This is a genomic window from Xanthomonas floridensis (assembly GCF_001642575.1).
GTDB classification, from domain to species: domain Bacteria; phylum Pseudomonadota; class Gammaproteobacteria; order Xanthomonadales; family Xanthomonadaceae; genus Xanthomonas; species Xanthomonas floridensis.
This window is the reverse complement of record NZ_LXNG01000046.1, coordinates 1-2,346: the sequence shown is the minus strand read 5'-3', so window position 1 is coordinate 2,346 and position 2,346 is coordinate 1. Positions and strand designations below refer to the sequence as shown.

2 protein-coding genes are annotated in these 2,346 nt (G+C 53.8%); both read right to left on the bottom strand.

The window, feature by feature from the left end; all coding sequences use genetic code 11:
- Window positions 1–641: 641 nt before the first annotated feature.
- The gene (locus A7D17_RS19185) at window positions 642–2,006 is read right to left on the bottom strand and encodes a phospholipase D family protein (protein WP_193395370.1); all 1,365 of its coding nucleotides are present in this window, start codon (window positions 2,004–2,006) and stop codon (window positions 642–644) included.
- Between the two features lie 107 nt (window positions 2,007–2,113).
- Window positions 2,114–2,346, bottom strand: a 233-nt coding sequence (locus A7D17_RS19180) for an IS3 family transposase (RefSeq protein ID WP_153041903.1), incomplete at its 5' end; no start/stop codon positions are given.

Below are 2,346 nucleotides of genomic sequence, written 5' to 3'. Positions count from 1 at the left end.
ACCTCGCGCCGTGTCTGCTTGCGCTTGCCGTTGTACTCCGCGTCGCCAAAGCTCAGCTGCATCGAGATCGTCCGCTCGGTTCGTTGATCCATTGTGGCAGTATCAGATGGAGTTGTTCAGACCTTCCTTAGGTCAATGAGCCAATTCGCAACAACCGCCTCTTTGCTCAGGACCTTTCCCATAGGCGCTTTCTTCTTACGGACCTTTGCCATTTCTGCCCCCTCGTTAAGTGATTTTTTCAGGACATTTGGATTTTTTCACTCTTTAGCAAGCTGAACCGCAGGCAGAAAAGCTACTGCACCCTGCCAGGATCTGCAGCACCCCTTTTGGAAAATCTCTCACATCGGCCGCATTCGCTTCTCGGCATTAAATTTCTTCTCGCCTCACCCAATATTCCTGTCGCTAAAGCCCTTCAAAAAACAGCGCAACATGCTTTTTTTCGCATGCCCCGCCCCAGCTCTCATCAGGTATCACCAGGGCTTCGCAAAACCAGCTCCCCCAAACGCATGGGCGCGGGAGCTTGGATCGCGCTTATTGTCTTTGTTCTGATTGTCTTGCGTTGGTGCTCTAGCCAATCGTGACTTCGCGTGTCAACGCACAATTGTGTCCAATAAGCCCTGCCCAGTGGTGAGTTTTGGCTGCTAGACGAGAACATCGACGTCGTTCCCAAGCGCTCGAAGCGCTTTGCTCGTGCGTGAGTTACGTGGTGGGTAGTCAGTCGGACGTGCCCAACCCACCACCTCACCCAGGATGCTAGTGCCGATATGCGAAAGCTTGTAGTCATGATCATGGCTCGCTAGCCAAATACGCTCGGCCACATCGCCATTCCCCCAAATTACGAAATCAAGCACCTCGGGCGCAGTCATGCCGTTCCCAGACTGGTGCTTCCAAAGTATCCGCGCCAAGGCTTCACTCTTCGCTTGGCTGCCTGGATCGGTGCCCAAGCCCAAGTATGGGTTGCTGATCTTCATCGCATGATCGCCAAAAGCGTATACGCGGGTAAGGGCATCGACCCATTCACCTTCGGTGAGTGTGGTGATCCTGCCTCGCGCAAGAAGCTCGTGCAGCAACGGCGCCGACGTATAAATGGTAGATTCCTCATGCTCATGCTCATATTCGCCTGCCTTCCACCAGGCCAGTCCACTCCGTAGTGCAACCTCTGGATCGAGACGGTTCTTTCGGAATTCGCGTTCGTAAGCGTCTTTTTCAGTATGAGGCCTGACGACTTGATAATAGTAGGCGTGAAGGAACTGATCACCTTGAACGCCTTGAGGCACATCTGATGAAATCCAACTGGGGCGATTCTCATCAAGAGCAACACGAGCGCCAACATTTCGGATCAAGGTGAGTGTGCGAGACCATTCGGCTTGGAAAGCTGCGATCTTAGCTTCGCGCGCCTTTCGATTTGGCGTAGGGGCGATAGGAGGTGTGCGGTCTTTCAGCTTCCAGTGATCGTCTTCGAATTCACTCTCGATCTTGTTGAGCTTGCCGACTAGATCTTCCCTCCTTTTCTCCTGTTTGATCTGACGCTCATATTCCTCTCTATCGAGTGGGAACGACTTCTGCGAAAGGCCATCGAAGAATGCTTCAAGTTGGAGCACCATCCCAAAGTGCTCAAGCTCCTCGTGTTTAATGTAGACCCCAGCTTCGAAGTTCTTGAACCAAGCTCGATCGGTCAGATTTGCCGAACCGATATAAGCGCCTTGGCCTACCCACCAAATCACTTTAGCGTGTAGCCAATGCGGCACAAGATGGCACACTAAGTTGGGCGATGCACGACGCAAGAACCAGTCGAGAATACGCAGATCGATGGGGCATGAACCGTCGACGCGGCCATAGAACGTCAGCTTTTTCCCCTTGGTGAGGCAGTCGTCAAACAGCAGGATCTCGCCGGATGGCTTAGTGGCGTAGGCAACTGCAACCTTGACCTCAGAACAGTCTGCGATGGCAGCAGCATGCTTGTTATAAATCATCTCACCCGTGATGGGTTTACCTACAAACTCCATGTATCTAGCCTCCCCTCTTCCGTAAAGCACAGCTTCGCAAAGTAGGAGAGGTTCGTCTACGGGACAGGAAGCCACGTCAACTGATACGCCCAGGGTTCCGTAGACACTCAAGACCCTCGTTGCGCGTAGCGCCGTTCGAACTCTACAGGCGACAGGTCGCCAGTTGAACCGTGGCGGCGTTTTGGGTTGTAGAACATCTCGATGTAGTCGAATACCTCGGCGCGTGCGGCGTCCCTGGTCGGGTAGATCCGCCGCCTGATCCGCTCGCGTTTGAGCAGGCCGAAGAAGCTCTCCACGGGTGCGTTGTCGTGGCAGTTGCCACGCCGACTCATGCTGCACA

Excerpts from the sequence above, each read along its gene's own strand:
- A7D17_RS19185 (WP_193395370.1), bottom strand. The coding sequence starts at position 2,006 with ATGGAGTTTGTAGGTAAACCCATCACGGGTGAGATGATTTATAACAAG.